Annotated in this window: 11 protein-coding genes; 5 read left to right on the top strand and 6 right to left on the bottom strand. The window is 66.1% G+C overall.

The window, feature by feature from the left end; genetic code table 11:
* Positions 1–10 precede the first annotated feature (10 nt).
* Positions 11–1,423 (bottom strand): CCA tRNA nucleotidyltransferase, encoded by a 1,413-nt coding sequence (locus C8271_RS00880; protein WP_106507774.1) that lies wholly within the window; start codon positions 1,421–1,423, stop codon positions 11–13.
* Between the two features lie 197 nt (positions 1,424–1,620).
* Here C8271_RS00880 and C8271_RS00875 point away from each other — a divergent pair, with 197 nt between their 5' ends.
* The 5 genes from C8271_RS00875 to trxB all read left to right on the top strand — a co-directional run bounded on the left by C8271_RS00875 (position 1,621) and on the right by trxB (position 10,315).
* Positions 1,621–4,002, top strand: a complete 2,382-nt coding sequence (locus C8271_RS00875; RefSeq protein ID WP_138774496.1) for a DUF6049 family protein — start codon at positions 1,621–1,623, stop codon at positions 4,000–4,002.
* Positions 3,999–5,759, top strand: a complete 1,761-nt coding sequence (murJ, locus tag C8271_RS00870; protein WP_106505721.1) for a murein biosynthesis integral membrane protein MurJ — start codon at positions 3,999–4,001, stop codon at positions 5,757–5,759. The genes C8271_RS00875 and murJ overlap by 4 nt, the downstream gene beginning before the upstream one ends.
* A 61-nt stretch (positions 5,760–5,820) precedes the next feature.
* Positions 5,821–8,373, top strand: coding sequence for a protein kinase family protein (locus C8271_RS00865; protein ID WP_106507773.1), 2,553 nt, complete (start codon positions 5,821–5,823; stop codon positions 8,371–8,373).
* Between the two features lie 88 nt (positions 8,374–8,461).
* Positions 8,462–8,983, top strand: a complete 522-nt coding sequence (locus C8271_RS00860) for a hypothetical protein (protein ID WP_106505720.1) — start codon at positions 8,462–8,464, stop codon at positions 8,981–8,983.
* Between the two features lie 240 nt (positions 8,984–9,223).
* The gene (gene trxB, locus C8271_RS00855) at positions 9,224–10,315 is read left to right on the top strand and encodes a thioredoxin-disulfide reductase (protein ID WP_106505719.1); all 1,092 of its coding nucleotides are present in this window, start codon (positions 9,224–9,226) and stop codon (positions 10,313–10,315) included.
* 4,149 nt (positions 10,316–14,464) lie between these two features.
* Here trxB and C8271_RS14395 read toward each other — a convergent pair.
* The 5 genes from C8271_RS14395 to yidC all read right to left on the bottom strand — a co-directional run bounded on the left by C8271_RS14395 (position 14,465) and on the right by yidC (position 19,565).
* A complete protein-coding gene (locus tag C8271_RS14395) occupies positions 14,465–16,159 on the bottom strand; it encodes a ParB/RepB/Spo0J family partition protein (protein ID WP_106505717.1) in 1,695 nt (564 codons plus the stop codon).
* A 99-nt stretch (positions 16,160–16,258) separates the two neighbouring features.
* Positions 16,259–17,122, bottom strand: coding sequence for a ParA family protein (locus C8271_RS00840; RefSeq protein ID WP_106507772.1), 864 nt, complete (start codon positions 17,120–17,122; stop codon positions 16,259–16,261).
* A gap of 46 nt (positions 17,123–17,168) precedes the next feature.
* Complete coding sequence (rsmG, locus tag C8271_RS00835; RefSeq protein WP_106505716.1) at positions 17,169–17,834, bottom strand: 16S rRNA (guanine(527)-N(7))-methyltransferase RsmG; 666 nt, start codon at positions 17,832–17,834, stop codon at positions 17,169–17,171.
* A 7-nt stretch (positions 17,835–17,841) separates the two neighbouring features.
* Positions 17,842–18,381, bottom strand: coding sequence for a Jag family protein (locus C8271_RS00830; RefSeq protein WP_106505715.1), 540 nt, complete (start codon positions 18,379–18,381; stop codon positions 17,842–17,844).
* A 53-nt stretch (positions 18,382–18,434) separates the two neighbouring features.
* Positions 18,435–19,565: a membrane protein insertase YidC gene (gene yidC, locus C8271_RS00825; protein ID WP_106505714.1), complete on the bottom strand. Its 1,131-nt coding sequence runs from the start codon at positions 19,563–19,565 to the stop codon at positions 18,435–18,437.
* Between the last annotated feature and the right edge of the window lie 34 nt (positions 19,566–19,599).

Raw genomic sequence — 19,599 nt, 5'->3', positions numbered from 1 at the left:
CGTCGGCTTGTCAGCCCTCGCGTTCCTGCCACCAGCGACGCAGCTCTGCCTCGGCCCGCTCCTCACCAAGCGGTCCGTGCTCCATGCGCAGGTCCAGCAGGAAACGGTAGGCCTCGCCCACGGCACGGCCCGGCGGGATCTGCAGCAGTTCCATGATCCGGTTGCCGTCCAGGTCGGGTCGGATCCGGTCAATCTCCTCCTGGGCGGCGAGCGCATCAATGCGCTCCTCGAGCTCGTCGTAGGCCTCCGCGAGCCGACGGGCCTTACGCCGGTTGCCAGTGGTCACGTCGGCGCGGGTAAGACGGTGCAGATGCTGCAGCAGATCACCGGCGTCGGTGACGTAGCGGCGCACGGCGGAGTCGGTCCAGGGGTCGTCGGCATAACCGTGGAACCGTAGATGCAGTTCGACCAGCCGCGCGACCTTCTTGGTGGTGTCCTTATCGAAGGTCAGGGCTTTCAGACGCTTCGCCGTCATTCGCGCTCCCACGGTCTCGTGGAAACGGAAGGTGACCACGCCACCGTCCTCGTAGCGGCGGGTGGCGGGCTTGCCCACGTCATGCATCAGCGCGGCCAGGCGAAGCACCAGGTCGGGCCGCTCACAGGGGCCGCCGGATCCGGCCGGGCTCTCCAGGTCGATGGCCTGCTCGAGCACGGTGAGGGAGTGCTCGTACACGTCTTTGTGCCGGTGGTGCTCATCGATGGTCAGACGCATGGCGGGCAGTTCAGGCAGCACCTGCTCGGCAAGGCCCAGGTCGGTCATCTGTTCCAGAGCGCGACGCGGCTGCGCGCCGAGGAGCAGCCGGGATAGCTCTTCCCGCACTCGCTCCGCTGACACGATGGCGATCCGCGGGGCGAGCTCGCCAATGGCGGCGGCTGTCGCAGGTTCGATGTCGAATCCGAGCTGGGAGACGAATCGGACGGCCCGCATCATGCGCAGCGGGTCATCGTCGAAGGACTGCTCAGGGGCCACGGGGGTGCGCAGGAGGTGGCGCGACAGATCGCCAAGCCCATCGAAGGGGTCCACGAGCTCCAGTGAGGGCAGTCGCACCGCCATCGCGTTGACGGTGAAGTCGCGGCGGGACAGGTCACCGTCGAGCGTGTCGCCGAAAGCGACTTGGGGGCGGCGACTGTCGGGGTCGTAGGAGTCGGTGCGGTAGGTGGTGATCTCCACCTTCACGCCGTTGCGCACCCCGCCCAGGGTGCCGAACTCGCGGCCCATGTCCCAGATCGCGCCGTCGTGCGTCCAGCCACGCAGGATCTGTTCGGTCTGCTCGGGGCGCGCGGAGGTGGTGAAGTCCAGGTCCGCGCTGGATCGTCCCAGCACGGCATCGCGCACAGGGCCGCCGACGAGGGCGAGCTCATGCCCGGCCTGTTCGAAACGTCTGCCCAGTTCGTGGATCTCCTCGGGCAGTGCAGCGAACATGGAGGCCGCGCGCGTACGGGCTACGGCCAGAGGGAGCGCCAGCGAGTCAGCGGCGGAGTCGGTCACGCGTAGTCCTGTCGATTAGTCCGCGTCGAACGCGGAGTCGGATGGTGAATGGGAACCGGCGGCGGTGTCGGGCGCATCGCACCCGCCGGGTCCTCAGCCCCTCTACGGTAGTCGCCACATACAGTGGCACCATGCCGTCGCCCTCGTCGCCCATGCGCCTACCGGTTGCGGCGCTGACGGCTCTGCTCACCGTGCTGCTGCTGGCGCCCGTACCGCTAGCGCCTGCGCTGCCCGCGGCCGATGCCCTGGTCTCGCCCGCCGCACCTGCCGCTGCGGATGATTCGAGTCTGGATCTCGTCTCGCTCACGCCGACCTCGCTGGATGAGAATGGCACGCTTGAAGCCGTGGTGGAGGTGACGAACACCTCGTCGACACCGATGCGCGAGCCCGCTCTCGAGCTGCGCACCCGCACCTCTCGTGTCACCGAGCGTGACGCCCTGCGCTCGTGGCAGGGTGACACCGACCCGGACACGCAGGGAGCCCCGATCGCCACGAGCGCGCCGCAGGGTGTCATCGCTCCCGGGAAGAGCGCGCGGCTGAGCGTGCGCGCATCGGCGCGTTCCCTCGGGTATTCGACTGAGCCGTACTACTGGGGCGCCCGACGCCTCTCGCTCACCCTCACCACTGCGGATGGACCGGTCGAGGCTCTGCGCACCTTCGTGGTGTGGCGTCCACGGGGTGCAGATCAGGTGATCAGCCAATCCGTGCTTCTGCCGGTGGCTGACCCGGAACCGGGCGTGACCAGCCTTGATGGACAGGAAGCGGCAGCGTCTACGGCATCCGGCTACCTGGGTAACCTGCGCACCGCTGCCCTGGATCCGCGCCTGGACTGGTGGCTGGACCCCTCCCTTGTGGACCCGCCTGCGATCAGCACACACTCCGACGAGAATCCACCGCCCACCCCCAGTGCCTCACCGTCGTCGGACACTGTGCCGGACTACGCGCCGGCACCCGCCATGCAGGAGTTCGCGGACGCGCTGCGCGGGGGCGTCGGGGACCGGACTGTCCTGGCGCGCCCGTACCTGGATGCAGATACGGTCGCTCTGGCGGATCCACAGTTCGCAGAGCTCCGCACGGCCGTCGCCGATGCGGGCGACCGTGCGTGGAAGGCATCCGGGATCACACCTCGCGCGAGCGCTCTGAGCATTCCCGGCCCCGCGGCGTCGGCGCAGGCGGTGCAGGCCGCTCAGGGCGCAGCACCCGATGCTGTCATCCTCCCGCCGGCATCCGTAGGCTCCACGACCGACACCTTCGCGACCCGCAGTTCCGTGGGTCGGCTGAGCAGGCCCGGCGGCGCAACCGCACTGCTCGCACCTGACCCGGGTTTGTCGACCGCGTTCGCGGCGCTGTCTACGGATTCCGATCCTGAACAGGTCCGGCAGCTTCTGCTGGCCGACACCGCGACCATCGCCGGACAGGACGTCGAGGCACCACGGCACCTCCTCATCGCACCGAGCCTGGGCCCGAACCTGAATGCGGATGCCATGTCGACGACCATGGACGCCTTCGACCAGGCGCCCTGGATCCGATCCGCCCGAACAGCTGATCTCCTGGATGCCGCCGACGGTCCGTTCGCGCAGACCACCTCTGACACGTCCCGCGGCCTGTACGCCGTGGGCGAGGTCACCGCCGAGGATGTGACGCCCACCCAACCGTCGGCCGACGGGGAGGCGGAGCGCCTCCGTCGCCCCGTTCCGCAGCCGCACCCGCAGCACTCTCTCCTCCGCGATGCCGCATCCGCCCAATCGCGCACCACAGCATTAGCGGAGGGAATGGAGGACGACGCGGAGCTGGATGCGCCGAGCGTCCACACGCTGGCCGCTCTCTCGCAGCGGTACACCGACGATCCGGATCGGGCCGCCACAATGCTGCGTGAGGCGCAGCAGGAGCTGGACCGGATGCTCTCGATGGTCACGGTGGAACCGGCATCGGGCTACAACCTGGTCTCGGACTCCTCCGGAGTGCCGATCACGCTCAACAACGGACTGGACACCGCGATCACGGTGCGTCCTCGGCTCCGTACTGACAGGCCGCTCGTGCGTATCTCCGAGCCGAAGCAGGTGACGATCCCAGCACGCGGTCAGGCTGAGGTGACCGTTCCCGTCGAGGCTGTCGCCAATGGGATGGTCACACTCGAGGTGGAGGTCACCACACCAAGCGGTCGTCACCTCAACGGCCCGGTATCCGCCCCCTTGACGGTGAACCCGGCGTGGGAGAACTGGACCACCATGGTGCTCGTGGTACTGATGACGGTGCTTGTGATCGTCGGCGTGCTGCGGGCGCGGCGCACCGGGTCACGCGCTCGTGCCCCCGGTGTGCTCACGCCCGAGGACCCTGTTGAGCTCGCCCGCACCGGCAGATCTCTGCCCGCCTCGTACCCAGATGCGGGATCCGCGGCACCGTCGGCCCCTCCAGCGCCACCCCCGAGCGGAGATGAGCCGTCAGGCGACCACTCCGACACCGCCCCTGCTACGCGCTCTGCGCGAGCCCGTCCTGACGAGGAGACCGAGTGACGTCCCAGCTGCGCGTGCAGCACGTTCCACGGCACCGCCGTGCCGGCCTGCCTCGTTCCGCACCCGCGGGCAGGTCCGGGCTGCTGCGCGCCAGCGCCCTGATGGCGGCCGGATCGATCATCTCCCGGATGCTCGGGTTCGTCCGCACGTTCCTGTTCGGCGCCATCCTGGCGGGCTCCGCGTCGAGCGCTGCCAATGCGTTCAGCGCCGCGAACACGCTGCCAAACACCGTGTGGATCCTTGTGGGCGGCGGCACACTGAATGCGATCCTGGTGCCAGCCATCGTGCGGGCGATCAAGCGCCCAGATCGCGGCCGGGACTACATTTCGAAGCTGATGACGCTCGTGGCCACGGCGTCGCTCGCGATCACCGCGCTGTGCATGGTGGCGGTGCCGCTGCTGATCATTCTCACCAGCGGGGTGCTGCCAGCAGAGACGTTCGCGCTGGCCGTGCAGCTGGGCCTGTGGATGATGCCGCAGATCTTCTTCTCCGCGCTCTACGTGATGTGCGGACAGCTGCTGAACGCCCACAACTCCTTCGGCCCGTACCAGTGGGCGCCCGTGCTGAACAATCTGGTTGCGATCGTGGGTGCCGGGATCTTCCTGGGCCTGTGGGGCACGGTGGGCGACCCCTCGCAGTGGACACCGGTGATGGTGATGGCGATGGCGGCCATCAACGTGGGTGGCTCCGCGGCACAGGTGCTGTTCCTGCTCATCTTCGTGCGGATGCTTGGTCTCCGTCTGCGCCCTGCCTGGGGTCTACGCGGTCTGGGACTCGGCAAGCTCAGCCGGATGGGGTTGTGGACCCTGGGCGTTCTCGCGCTCGGTCAGGTGGGCGTGTGGGCCACCCGATGGGCCACGGGTGGAGCTGTACAGATGGCCGAACAGCTGCGCGATCAACCGCAGGAGGCGGCGCACTATCCGGCCCTGCTTTCGATCGAGTGGGCCTATCTCGCGTTCATGCTGCCGCAGGGCATCATCGCGGTGTCGTTGGTCACTGCGGTGTTCCCGTCGATCTCCCGCAATGCCGCCGACGGCGAACACAGCAAGGCACTGGCTGGATACGCCCAGACGAATCGCCTGCTCGCCGTCCCGATGGTGCTGTGCACGGCAGTGTTCATCGCGCTGGCTGGCCCGATCATGTGGGTGATCGGCGGCGGTACCGGACGCACAGCCGCGGAGGCGAACAGCTGGGTCCTGGTCGGCTACATGCTGGGACTCCTACCATTCGCCGCGCTGTACCTGGTCAAAAGGGTTTTCTACGCGTACGAGGATGCGCGCACGCCATTCATCCTGCAGATTCCGAACACAGCTGTGGGTGTGGTGGCCATGCCGATCATCCTCGCGGTGGTTGATCCTCGCTGGGCTGCTGCCACCGCCGCCACAATCTCCTCGATGGGGAACCTGCTGGCCTGGGTGACAGGGCTGTGGATCCTGAATCGACGCGCCACATCGCTCGGGGCGAACCGTACGAGCTCTCGCACCACTGTCGTCGTCCTCATGAAACTCATCGGTGCGGGCATTCTGAGCTGGGCTGTGGGCGCTGGGCTTGTACGACTGATCGGGGATGCCTTCTGGCATCACCGCATGGTGGCAGTGGTATTGGGCGTGCTGGTGGCCACTGTCATGACCGTTGTGTTCATCGCTGTCGGCTGGCTAGCACGAGTCGACGAGCTCCAGGACATGATGCGTACCATCCGCCGTCGGCTGGGCCGCACACGCCCTGCGCGCTCCGACACTCTGCGGAGCGCCTCGTAGCATGGTGGAATCCTCGCGTCCTCAGGAACCCGGTGACGCGACGGTCAACGGAGGAGACTCGGTGAACACGACCCCGCATGACGCGGCGATCCAGGAGCGATGGACCCTGGAGGGCCGCATCCCCCTGTCCGCTGTGGCGGAGGGTGCCGCCTGGCATCGGGCGCGCTCGGTGACCACAGGTGAGAAGGTGGTGCTGTTCATCGTGCACAGTGCGGCCGCCCTGGAAACGGCGGATGCCGCCCGTCGCGCATACCTCGTGGAGGACGCGCGACTACTGCCCGTGCGTGACGTGGCCGTGTTCAGTGATGACACTGGCGCCACTGAACACGCCGATCACGGTGACGAGCCGACGACCGTCGTCGAGTATCCGATGCCTCCGGCCCCGCCACTGGCCGCATTGCTGTCCGACGGTTCGCTGCGGCCGGAGACAGCTCGCTCCATCATCGGGGAGGCGGCACAGGGCCTGGAGGCTGCACGACGACGGGGGGTGCGCCACCAGTTCCTCGACTCCAACCGGGTGTTCGTCGATATCACCAGCGGTGCGGTGCACGTGCTCGGAGTCGGAGTGGAGGCAGCCTCCCATCCGGATCTGGACCGCTCCGGCTCTGTCGCGTCGTTCCAGGACACAGCCGCGCTCGCCGCGTTGCTGTACCGATCTCTCACCGGCAAGCCTCCTCGCCCTGACGCCAGCGGGGATGTGCCCGCCGCATCCACGGTAGCGCCGCGACCGGTACCGCAGGATCTCGACGAACTGTGCGACCTCGTGCTCAATGAGCGCACCGACAACATCCCCGAGACCACTCGCGAGCTCATCACTGAACTTGAGCCCTGGCAGTCCATCCCTGTCACGCTCGAGGCATACGACCCGTATGAGGCATCGACCCACCATCGGCCGAACCGCGATCCGGAGTCGCGATCCGATGCGGAACGCACGCCGGAGTCGGCGCCTACGCCACAGACGGAGCCACGCGCCGGATCGGACGCAGAGCCGGGGTCAGAAGCAGAACCGGGGTCGAAGACGACTCCGTCCAGCGACCCGGAAGCCACCGCGCCCCTGGCCCCGGACACGGCCACTCCGATGGCTGCGGCGGCCGCGTTGGGCGTTGCGGGGAGTGCGGCCGCCATGAACGGCGGCGCCCATACCGCACCAGCACCCGGCGCCCATGAACGCATGCATGATGCCGACGACCTTGAGGCCACGGCGGCGATGCCGGTCACTCCGAGTGACCCGACAGGTGGCCCGACAGCTGAGGACGGAACCGCCGTCGACGCTGCCGATGACCGGGATCCAGCTCGCGAGCAGGAGAGTGCGCCTGCACAGGTCGCCAGCCACGATGAGTCACAGCGCGCGGCTGTGCAGGAGCAGAACGGTCAGGATGCCCAAGCACTGGTCTCCGACCTGCACCTGACACAGAAACGTTCGACCGCGGCGTTCCCCGGTCACCTCGACATCTCCCCGCCGCACACCACCGCGCCCGCGCCAGCTGCGGCCGATGCTGACTCAGCGGGTGGCTCTGCGTCCGCCTCCGGCAACGATGGCGTCGCTGGTACCGGTGGAGCATCTCCTGCTGCTGATGTCGCTGGTGCCGGGGTGGCCGGCGCCAGCGCGGCTGCAGCTGCCCCGTCCAATGAGGCAGTCCCCGGCGGCGAACCTGCACCCGAGTCCCACGGGCAACGACCCGATAACGAAGCATCGACGCACCAAGGGTCTGCGGGGGCCAGTGGCAGTCAAGAGAACGCGGGCTCTGGTCCCGTGATCGTGCGCGGCCGCAACGAGCCGGTCACCGGCCCCAGCGGCCCGATCGTGGTTCCGGGCCGCTCCGAACCGGTTCCCCGCAGCGGTGAGGCAACCTGGACTCGCGGCGCGCTCCTACGGGATGTTGTGTCGATCGCCACCGACTCCGGTGATTCCGACAGTTCCTTCACCATGGGGCCGCAGCAGCCGGAGGCCCGCGATCGCCAATCGCACTGGATCCTTCTCGGTGCCGCATTGCTGGTGATCATCGCGCTGGTGTTCGCGCTGTCCTCGATCACCTCGGGGCTGCGCGAGCGGATCATGAACCCCCTAGGCACGACAGCGCCCGCCTCGCAGACGCCACCTCCTGCAGCCTCGGATGGCGGCGAAGAGGAACCACCGGCGAAAGACGAGCCAGAGGAGAAGCCGTCGGCCCCAGCGCCGGCGATCGAGAACGTCGAGGTCATCGACAGCGGTTCCTCGAAAGGACCCGATAACGCGGACCAAGCTCCGCGGATAACCGATGGTGACCCCGGCACATTCTGGTCCACCAAGCACTACAAGAACGCGAACTTCGGCGGGCTCAAAGAGACGGTCTCCGTGCGGGTGACCTTCGCCGAACCGTCCACTCTGACCGCTGTCACAGTCACGACCGCGCGGAACACCGGCGGGGCGATGGAGCTTCGTCCGCTGGACGCTGACGGCAACCCGGGGGAACCGATCGCCACCGGCCAGTTCGCAGGTGACGGCGAGGTTCGACTGGCGCCCGATGCTCCCGTCGAGGCAAGCGGATTAGAGATCGTCGTCACGGAGTTGCCGCCGGACTCCCGCGAGAGCGGTCGGTTCCGCGCCCGTATCGCGGAGATCCGGGTCGAGTGAGCACCGCGTGAGAGCAGAGCGCCGCTCCGTGGAACGGTCAGGTTCACAGCGATCAGGAGCCCAGGAAACGGCTGCCTGGTGGCATCGTGTGCCGCGCCTTTCCCGCGCTGCCGACCTCGTGGGCGTTCCATGGCCGGTCGCGGGGCTTGCCGTGCTCATGGCAGTTCTGCTGGGCATTCTTCTGTCCTACTCTTTGCAAGCCTCTACGCAGACACGACAGAATCTCAGATCCACCACTATTGGCGACGGCGCGAGCATCGGGAAGAACTCCTCGGGTCAATCTGTTGTCACGGAGACAACGCTTGGACCTGAAGTGCAGCGGCTCGTGGACAGTGGAGCTGTGGCGCCGATGGCCAACTTCAACGCGGTGACCTGCGTGGACGAGCAGGGCATCACAGATCCGGTGCTCATCATGGAGGAGGTGGCGTGGGGTCCCGACCAGACGCCGGGCTGGCTGCTCGTACACGGGCCGATCAGCCGCGAGAACCTGCGTGCCTCCGGGGGTGCAGTGTCCGCCACAGTGGTGACGGACCAGTGCGGCGCCGACGGCGCCGCGCCCGCCGCGCGGACACGCCTGTGGTCCGGATCGGTGATGATCGGCGGCGTGTGATCTGTGTGATCATGCCTCATGGCCCGTGCGCCTTCTCCTGCTGCCGTTCCCTCGACCGGGCAGGGCGCTGGTCTGGACAGTGCACCCTCTGGCCAGTGCCGCGCTACCTCTTCCCGACCCGCCCAACCTCGGCTCTGCACCACGCTGCCTCGTCGCTGCCTCAGCCAACCTCAGCTTTGCTCCACGCAAGCTCTTCTCTGCCCCACCCCACTCACCGCTTCGCCTCATGGAAGGAATCCCATGTCTCAGCCGATTCAGGCCCTGAACATCCTCGGCTCAGCACCGTCGGCCGCTGACCAGCCCGCACCCGAAGCAGCGTCCGCCGTGGACGCCCCGATCCACGACATCGTGATCATTGGTTCGGGCCCCGCCGGATACACCGCCGCGATCTACGCGGCCCGCGCCGAGATGGCACCACTGGTGATCGCTGGTGCACTGGATGCGGGCGGCGCTCTCATGACCACCACCGAGGTGGAGAACTTCCCCGGATTCGCGGCCGGGATCCAGGGCCCTGACCTGATGACCACCATGCAGGAGCAGGCAGAACGTTTCGGCGCCGAGGTGCTGTTTGAGGACGCCGTGACAGTGGACCTCGAGGGCGAGCTGAAGACTGTCACGCTTGAGGACGGCACTGTGCATCGGGCGCGAGCGCTCATCATCGCCACCGGCTCGGCGTATCGGAAGCTCGGCGTGGAGGGAGAGGAGCGTCTGTCCGGCAAGGGCGTGTCCTGGTGCGCTACCTGCGACGGGTTCTTCTTCAAGGATGAGCCGATCGTGGTGGTGGGCGGCGGGGATTCCGCCGTGGAGGAAGCCACCTTCCTGACGCGTTACGCCACCGGCGTGACCCTGGTGCATCGCCGCGACCAGCTGCGAGCCTCGAGGATCATGGCCCGACGGGCAGAAGCGGATCCGAAGCTCGACTTCGCGTGGAACGCCGAGGTCGTGAGCATCAACGGCGAGGAGAAGGTGGAGTCCGTGACGCTGCGCGACACGGTCACGGGCGAACAGCGAGAGTTGCCGACGTCCGCCGTGTTCGAGGCGATCGGGCATGTGCCGCGTTCCGAGCTTTTCCGCGGAGCTCTCGATTGTGATGATCAGGGCTACATCCTGACGCGGGGGCGCTCCACGTACACATCTGTGCCTGGCATCTTCGCCGCCGGTGACGTGGTGGACCACACGTACCGTCAGGCCATCACTGCTGCCGGGAGCGGGTGCCAGGCGGCGCTCGATGCGGAACGCTGGCTCGCGGATCAGCGCGCGGGTATCACCACCGAAGAATCGGCCCAGGATGCAGCGTCCGACGCCGATGCCAGTGCTGCGGACCGTGCATGAGGTGGTGGGTCCCCGGCAGCCCGAAACGCTGATCGGCCCCGCCACACGGCAGAGCCCGACGGCATCGCGGCAGCACAGCACCATGAGCGAGATTTGTCGTGTCGCCTGACCAGCGGGGTGTTCCCTCGGATCACCCGGTTGAGACTGCGCCTGGAACTCCGGCTCCGGTTGCGGACGAATCATCGGCCCTCGCCGGGCAGTCACCCACACCGGTTGGCCCCTCCCACAACCCGTCAGAGTTTCACGCCGACGGCTCTGGCTCTGCTCCTGTGTGGCTACTACTCGCGGCACCGCCGTGGAGCGCCCCGGCGCGGCCATCTCGTACGGTGCTCGCCGAACTGCAGCGCCGGCACAGTGCCGATGCGCCGTTGGTCCGTAGCGCGCTTCTCGACGACCTCGGCGCGGATGCTCTCGCTGCTCTTGGCGTGACCGAGGTACCGACATGGCTCGTCGTCAAGGCAGTCACGTATGCGGGGAGGGCAGGCGCTGTGACCTCAACTGGCGATGAGTCCCCGCATGCGGGTGCCCATGGGGATGCCACCACGACGCCTACGACTCCCACGTTTCATCATGCAGCCGAGGTGCTGCGCGGCATCTGTGGTGAACTTCCAGCAAGCTTGGAATGGACCATCACAGACCGACGGGTGGGGGCGCGGCCGAAGTACGAGCTCGAACATGATCTCTGGCAGCCTCACCTCGATCCCGGCGAGGCATCCACTGTGTCAAATCGGTGAGACGCTCCGCAGTGACGTGCGAACATGAAACTGTGCACCGTGTATCCACAATGTTGTGCACGCATAAAGCGCACTCCATCCACAACGTTATCCACAATCGACTGTGGACAGGGCGCGCAAGCTACATGGCGCCACGCGCATCGTACAAATGGCTCTGACCTGCAGCGATAGTCATATCTGCTGGTCACGCGGTCAGTACCGCACCCATGGTTCCCAGAGCGACAATCCCCACGTTCCCTGCAGTCAGGCAACCTCACGGTTGCACGTGTCCACAGACTTACCCACACTGTGCACTCCACTGGAGCACGTTTCCCGTGAACCCTGATGCCGACGGTCTACCCGCACGTGCTGCCGACGATCACGCACCCCCGGACTCACATCAGATTCTTCCCATCGGTCACGTGTACCCGATCCGGCGTTCGACGTTTCCCGTGAATCATGACCCATGCGGTACGTGATTGCCTGTGCGTCTCGCTCCTCTTCGCAGAGAACACGGACGAAGTCCCTGGCGAATTCGCTAGCTGGTACGAGCTCCACTGGGGGACTGTGCTCCGTCTCCTCGACTGGGTATGCCGATCATGACGGTCACCTCCCAGGCCGCCGGGATGGGAGAGCTCAGCCTGATGCACCGGAACAACTGGTCCGCGATCAGACCTTCGCCGTCACGATGTCCACGATCGCAAGCCTCTGTTCACCCCACATTCATGCCCCGGCCTCTACTGAATCCCTGTCGCTCCCGGTGTCTAGCGGGCATGGCAGGAGCGGCAACTGCCGACGATTCTCCGGTCGATTCCGAGTAGGCGCCCACAACACCTGACGACTCCACTCTGCCAAAGGAGTGCGGCGGGGTTTCACGTGCAACACCTTCGCTGCAGGCAGGTCGACATCGGCAGAAAGAGCGGACAACAACCGTAGGTGTTTCACGTGTAACGCGGGCAGAGCTTACCCCCGCACTGGGTCTTCGTTGAGGTACCCGCCCAATAGCGAACAACTGCCGTAGGTGTTGCACGTGTAACGAGGGGCAGAACTCACCTGCCGCCTTGGGCGCTCATCGACGAAACTGCCGTCGACGATTCTTTGCTGCTGTACAGCCGGCATCGAGGATCCGGCGAGCCGGACCAATCAGACAAGGGGAGGATGTACGTCGTTACCATGCACCACGATGGTGTCGCCGCACCCTTTACTGCACAGGGAGCGACAGAGCCCCGGGACCACGTCAGTACCCGGGGTCGGGGGCCTGTGCTTCTGCTTCTCTGTTTCACGGGAAACCTCATGTGACACGCGAGGCGGCGCTCCGTGGTGACGCAGCGTTGGGTACGACTGGCACATGGCATATACGCCCGGGAGAGCGAGTACCACTCTCCCCACTCTGGCGAAAAGCGACGCCGTGTCCTTGGAGCGGGAATGTGTCGTGTGCACTGCGCTATGGCTTCCCACCACCGTGAGCCTCCGCTGCCTTCGCCGCGTGTGCATAGGACGCGATGGTCGTGACGAACGGGCTCAAGGTTTCACGTGCAACGCGTCCGCTATACAACCACATCCCGGGAGGTGCGCGTACCTCGGGTCGGATGCTTGTTTCATACGCACTGACCGCAAGCTCACCGCCGGGGGTTCGTAGCTATTGGGCTGATTGCTTGGGGAGATGAGTACGTCGATGTCCTTGGATCGCACAGCGACGCTGCTTCGTGTACGCATTCAGTCCTTTTCGATCCTGCCCAGCGCAGCGCGACCACGCACCCCGCGTTGCACGTGAAACACCGCAGCCGAGCAATGTGGGAGGTTCATACTCACTCACCTTCTCGCCACGTCGTCGTACTACTCGAGTACCGACCCGCGTGATAAGGCCTGCCGCACGTCGCTTCGCTATCATCCGCCGATGGCAGTGCCCTCGCGGGTATGCTGTCCGCGAGCGAGCGTCTACCTGTGGGGCTCGGAGTCTCCGTATCCGTTACTCGGATCGAGAACAAGCGCAAAGCTTCCGGGCGTGACCACAGCCTGAGCCCTCCCCTTATCGCCAAGCCGTTCCACGTGAAACGACCGAAGCCGTGATTCGCAACATCACTCGATCGAAAGCGTGTAGGCGCAGCCTGACCCGCAATCGGGCCATCACAGTAGCGTTAGGGCAAGGTAGCTGTGCGGCATGCCGTCCCCTTCAGCTGATCCCGCTGGCGTCTCCGGGTGCAACACCTGGCTCCGATTGAGGGGACTGGGTTTCCATGACGCACGCACATACTCACTTTTTGACCGAGGCAACAGCACGGTAGAAATCCCGGCCTGTGCCGACACCTCTCTGCACACATCCAGCCAACCGGTTGGCGGGGTACGGGGATATACCCGATCTCACCCCGGTAGGAGCTCCTCCCCGCCCATCCTGAACCCGCGTTTCACGTGCAACCCGTCTCGACATAAGCCGCCACGGAGAGACGAGGGCCGAGCACCGCGATGATTCAGACTGGAAGAATCGAACGTGTCGGGGCGGCGTTCCCCGTGTTTCATGTGAAACGTCGTGCGAGTGCGTGACGCGGGCTGCCGATCGCGCGGGCGTTGTCGCGGATGGCTCTAACCGTGCGTAGCGGTAGCGCACGGATGTTTCACGTGTAACAGGAACACCACGGCACGACAACTCGCTTTATGCCCATCTCAGCCCGCGATGGTGCTGCTCATAATGGTGTCAACGCCGGCTCTCAGATATCGGGGCACGTCTCCGGCCAGGCCGTCGCATCCTCGTGGCACTGCGGTACTGGTCAGCGCCGCACTACCGACTGGCCCACGTTGAGCTCCTCACCGGGAACTCCCCATCTCGCAAAGTGGTGCTATCCGTCACTTTTTCTAGCCTATTGTCTAGTATGTGGTCTCAGTGAGGATGGCGCGGAACCACGCCCACGTTTATGCCCAGCGGAAGCGCCCGAGACATCACCGTCGTTCGCGCCGGGGTTCTCGGACCGTCGATCTAGGTACCCGGGACGTCCATACCGCTGCTCCCTATCCATCGCGACACGTGCAGGCGACAAGCCGGTAGCGCACACGATTGCCATGATCGCGACATCGGGTCTGCGGACGGAGAGGAAGCCGGCCGAGGTCGACAACCACCACGGAGAGCACCCCGACGATGGCATGCATCGGGACACGTCCGGGCCCGGCGTCAGCACCGGGGAAGGTCGATTCGGTCCACTGCGCTTGCCACACACTCGACCGCGGCGATCGCAGTCAAATCCACTGTGGCAACGGTGTCGCCAGAAGCCAGCCGTCGCTCGGTGGCCCGCATCAGCGTTCATCAGATGGCCATTGACCGGGAGAAGGTCGAACAGGAGGACAGCCATCGCTCAGTGGCTCTGTCAGCGTTAATGGTCCACGCCAGCGTGGATCACGGGCCCTCATGTCCGTGCTCAACTGGCATCCGTCCCGTCGGCCCTCGTCAGTCCGCTGGGTCGGACACGCCGGTCAGGTCATCCAGATCTAGACCGATGCGCTCGACCAAACGCTCCAGGTCCTCAATCGACGTGAATTCGAGCGTGATGCGTCCCTTGCGCTTGCCCACATCGATGCGGACCGGAGCCTCGAGGCTCTTGGATAGTCGGCTCGTGATGTCAACGACGTGCGGGTCATAGGTGCTTCGCCGCGGTGTACGGGATGTCGCGGGCTGGGTGCCGCGGGAGACGAGTCGCTCCACCGCCCGAACAGAAAGCCCTTCCGCCACAATGCGCTGGGCGAGCTCCTCCATAAGCGTCACGTCGTCGAGCGCAAGGAGCGCACGTGCGTGACCAGCCGTCAACGCGCCGCTGGCCAGGCGCCTCTGTACGAGCGCGGGCAAGCGCATCAGACGCAGGGTGTTGGTGATCTGCGGCCGTGAGCGGCCGATCCTGTCGGCCAGCTCATCCTGCGTGCACCCGAAGTCATCCAGCAGCTGCTGGTAGGCGGCGGCTTCTTCAAGGGGGTTCAGCTGCGAACGGTGCAGGTTCTCCAGGAGGGCATCACGGAGAAGGTCATCGTCGCTGGTTTCACGAATGATCGCCGGAATGCTGCGCAGACCAGCACGCTGCGCTGCTCGCCAGCGACGCTCACCCATGACGAGTTCGAAAGATTCCCCGTTGGCGGTCGCGGTGATCGGTCGAACCACCACGGGCTGGAGCACACCGACTTCCCGCAGGGAGAAGGCGAGCTCATCGAGTTCGTCATCATCGAACATGGTGCGGGGGTTGCGCGGGTTCTCTCGAATCTCCTGGATCGGGATCTCCGCGAACTCCGCCCCCGGCACCTGCACGAGACCACTGCTCTCCTGCTCGTGCAGCTGCGAGGCGTCATCTGTCGGGGCGTCCAAGGTCGAGACGTCCTCGCGTGCCGCGGCTGATTCTTCCGCGACCGCGGGCGTCCTCGAGGCAGTGACGGGCGTCGGCTCCACACGTTCCACATCCACCACCGGTGAATCCGTCGGGGTTGCCTCCGACGATGCCGACGCAGATGAGTCTCTCGGCGACGCGGCGCCCGACGATGCCGAGGTCCCGCGCGACGCGGAAGCACCCTGAGACGATCCCCGCTTCGACGATGACGACCTCCGGGAAGCGGACGTGTCCTTCGACGAGGTGGTTTCCTTCGGCTCCGTAGCCTTGGATGAGGCTCGCTTCGTCGACGTCGCGCGGGTGGAAGCGGACGCGTCCTTCGACGAACGTGTTCCCTTCGAGGAGGAGCGCTTCGAGGCGGTGGAGCTCGTGGACGAGGACTTCTTCGCCGATGACGCTGTCGATGACGCCTTCGTGGGCGTGGACGGTTCTGCGTCAGCGCTGGCCTTCGCGTCGTCGCTGGTCGCCGACGACGACGCAGTGGAGGTGCTGGCTCGCCCCCGGCCACGCCGGGCTGCCGCGGCGCGGGCCATGTCACCGGCCAGATCCGGGCGCGATCGGCGCTGCCGGCCACTGGCGTCCGATTCGTCGTGCTCCACCGGATCGCCCGAGAAGAACATATCCACCGGCCGGGCGCTGGATCCCTTCTCACCCGGTTCCGGCTCAGTGCGCGGATGGGTGCGGGTGCGCAGCTCCTGCTCGCTTCCCGCGGGGGCGCCCGCGCCGGGAATGAGGGCCCCCAGGCCGCGTCCGAGTCCGCGCTTCTGCGTCATCTCCAGCATCCTTCCGAAGAACGGTCGTGCACGCCCGTAGGCGAGAGAGGGTCGGTGCGGGCGACGGCGCACGCACCGTTTCGGTGGTCATCCGTCCGGTCAGGGAACCTGTCGGACGGTCAGTTCGTGGGCGGCCGCCCGGTATGCGAGTGCACCGGAGGAGCCGGGGTCGTAGGTGAGCACGGTCTGGCCGTAGCTGGGGGCTTCGGAGATCCGCACCGAGCGGGGAATGGTCACGTCCAGCGTCTGCTGCGGGAAGTGGTCACGCACATCCTGTGCTACCTGGGCAGCGAGCCGTGTGCGGGCGTCGTACATCGTCAGCAGAATCGAGGAGACCACCAGGTCAGGGTTCAGATGCTGGCGAATCAGATCGATGTTGTTCAGCAGCAGGGTCAGGCCCTCGAGAGCGTAGTACTCGGCCTGGATCGGAATGAGGACTTCACGGGCGGCCACCAGGGCGTTCACGGTGAGCAGGCCGAGCGACGGCGGGCAGTCGATCAGCACGTAGTCCAGCCGTTCCAAGCCCTTCTGGTCACGTTCGGTGAGCAGGTCCCGGATCGCTCCACGGAGGCGCCCTTCGCGCGCGACCATCGACACCAGTTCAATCTCTGCGCCCGACAGATTGATTGTGGCCGGGGCGCACAGCAGGTTCTCCAACTCAGAGGCGGGCTGAATGACCTCGCTCATAGGCTGGGATTCGACCAGCACCTCGTACATGCTGGGGACCTCTGCATGATGCTCGAGGCCGAGCGCTGTGGAGGCATTGCCCTGCGGATCCACATCCACCACTAGAACACGCAGCCCGCCCATGGCGAGCGCGGCACCCAGGTTGACGGTGGTGGAGGTCTTCCCAACGCCGCCCTTCTGGTTCGCGACCGTGATGATGCGGGTCTGCTCAGGTGCCTCGAAGGTGAGCCCCTCGAGCTTCCGCCGACGGGCATGATCCCGGGTCAGCTCTCGCATGAGCGGGGTGTCGGCGTAGGAGTCGGTTGATCCGGAGTCGTCGCGCTCAGCGGCCACGTCGCTCTCCCTTCCTCGCCGGCGTCTGCTTGCGCACCCTGACCACTGTAGTGGGAACCTCCACCTCGCCGTGCCCGTGCTGCTCGATCCTCGGATCAACCCCGCCGAGGCGGCGCAGCACCGGCTGCGCTTTCTCGATCTCCTGTGCGGCGGAGCTTCCCTTCATGGCCAGCAGCTCACCGCCGTCGGCCACCAGTGGAAGAGTCCACTTCGCGAGCTTGTCGAGTGCTGCGACAGCGCGAGCAGTGACAGCGTCAAAGGTGCGCTCCCCGTGAAGCTCCTCGGCGCGCGCCCGCACCACCTCATAGTCCAGACCCAGCTCAGCATTGACTTCATCAAGCCAGGCGCAGCGCCGCTGCATCGTCTCCACGAGCGTCACGTGAAGCTGCGGCCGAGCAATCGCGATGATCACGCCCGGCAAGCCCGCACCAGAGCCGACGTCCGCCAGGGTGCACACCGACGGGTCGATCGAGTCGACCATCAGGGCGCAGTTGAGCACGTGGCGCTCCCACAGACGGTCCACCTCGCGCGGACCGATGAGACCGCGCTCCTGGCCATGCTCAGCAAGCAGACCCGTGAAGCGCTCGGCGAGCGGGAGGCGATCGCCGAACAGCCGGGTGGCCAGCGGCGCGAGCTCTTCAGGCAGCGTGGTCACGACGGGCTCAGGACGCCGGGTAGATCACGACGTGACGGCCTCGGCCATCGCCGTCGGACTCCGAAACAAGGCCAGCACGCTTGGCGACGTCGTGAACCACCTTGCGTTCGAAGGGGTTCATGGGGCGCAGCGCCACCGGAGCGCCGGTTTCGCGTGCCTCGTCGACGGCCTTCTGCCCGAGTGCCTCGAGGTCATCCTTGTGCTTGGCACGGAAGCCACCGATGTCGAGCATGAGACGGGACCGGTTGCCCGTACGGGTCTGCACGGCGAGGCGGGCAAGCTCCTGCAGGGCGTCCAGCAGTTCACCCTTGGGCTCGTTCAGGCGGGAGAGCTGGTCCGCACCGCGGATCTCGACACTGGCGCGATCGCCGTCCACATCGATGTCGATGTCACCGTCCAGATCGGCAATATCCAGCAGCTCCTCGAGGTAGTCGGCGGCGATGTCGCCCTCCTCCTCGAGGCGGTGGAGGTGATCGTCCTCGACCACGGTGTCGGTATCACCGTCGACGGCGGCCGGATCGGGGGTGTGCTCAGTCGTGTTGGTCATGAGTTCTCCTGGGATGCTGACAGGGGCCGGACGCATCGATGCGCCAGCGGGGATCAACGGCGGCGCTTGGAGCCCTTGGACTTCGCTCCGCCCTTGGGACGCAGCGCGGAACCGGTGGAGCCGCTGGAGTCGGGGAGCTTGCCTTCGGCTTCGAGCTTCGCGCGACGCTCCTCACGGGCGCGGGCACGCGCCTCGCGGGCGCGCTGGAGCTTCTCTTCGTCGGTGAGCTTCTTGCCGCTGGAGCGCTTCTTGCCGACGGGCTGGACGCGGATCGGCGCGGAGGCGGCCTCCTGCTCGATCTCGACAGCGGACTTCTTCGGGGTGAAGTCCAGCGGTTCCAGGCCCTTCTTGGCGCGCTTGGCGTTGATGCGCTCATGACGCTGCTTCTCCGCTGCCGAACCCGGTGTGGGGGTGGCGCGGATGACGATGTACTGCTGCACGAAGGTCCACACGTTGGTGGTGAGCCAGTAGACGAGCACACCGATCGGCATGCCCGGTCCCGTGATCACGTAGATGAACGGGAGCATGTACAGCATCATTTTCTGCGTCGATGCCATGGGCCCCTCAAGGGCGGCCTTCGGCATGTTCCGCATCGTCAGTTCCTTCTGGGTGATGAAGGTGACGAAGCACATGGCGGCGATAATGATGCCGGCGATGATCTTCGGGGTGATGCTGCCGTCACTGGACTTCAGGAAGCTGTCCGCGATGGTCACGGAACCGAAGAAGGTGCCGGTGTAGGCGGAGTTGGCCAGTTCCGAGGTGAGCGGGCCGAACCCAGTGCCCTGCGCGGCTTCGGGCAGCTTGTAGAACAGCACGCGGAACAGCGCGAAGAAGATCGGCATCTGCAGCAGAACAGGCAGGCACGAGGAGAACGGGCTGGAGCCGGCTTCCTTGTAGACCGCCATGGTTTCTTCTGCCATTGCCTGGCGGGAGGCTGGGTCGGTCTTGCCCTTGTACTTCTTCTGGATCGCCTGGATTTGCGGGGAGACCACCTGCATGGCGCGGGACGCTTTGATCTGTCGCACGAACAGCGGAATGATCAGCGTTCGGATCACGGCGGTGAGGCCGACGATCGACAACACCCAGGTCCAGCCGGAGTCTGGGTCCATGAATAGCGACAGCAGCGCATGGAACTGCACCATGATCCACGCGACAGCCCACTCGATGGGGTAGAGAATCTGCATCGGCCTGGTCTTCCTGCCGCCGGGCAGGGCATGT

Origin of the sequence: Brachybacterium timonense, assembly GCF_900258505.1 — a bacterium.
Lineage (GTDB): Bacteria > Actinomycetota > Actinomycetes > Actinomycetales > Dermabacteraceae > Brachybacterium > Brachybacterium timonense.
Note: the sequence above shows the minus strand (reverse complement) of the source record. Positions and strands in the feature narration are given on the sequence as shown.